General features: G+C 63.3%; 1 protein-coding gene. It reads right to left on the reverse strand.

All coding sequences use genetic code 11. The features are described 5' to 3' along the window. The coding region (locus tag ACZ6JE_RS15140) for a hypothetical protein (protein WP_464319470.1) at positions 1–210 on the reverse strand (210 nt) is incomplete at its 3' end. Positions 211–319: the final 109 nt, after the last annotated feature.

Below are 319 nucleotides of genomic sequence, written 5' to 3' on the forward strand. Positions count from 1 at the left end.
GAACACCAGCATCCCGAACTCATCGGTCAGGACGTAGGCTAGCTCGAACCATGAGCCGTGGTCGGTCATCCATTCCCAGCCGGGTTGATCGGCCTGGTCCCAGGTGATGGGGAAGCCGACGGCGGCGTGAATGGCCTCGGGAGGATCGCTCGGCTGGACGACGACGATCTGGAGGATTTCGCCAAGGGGACGGCGACGATCGGTGTCCACCTGCCAGACACGAAGTCCGATGAGGGCACGCAGGGTAGGGTCGAGGCTATGGTCTGTGAGCGCGGCAGTAACGGCGTCACGGTCGTTCAGGGAGAGCATTGTCTGGGTG

The sequence above is a fragment of the Frigoribacterium sp. AC759 genome (assembly GCF_979256015.1).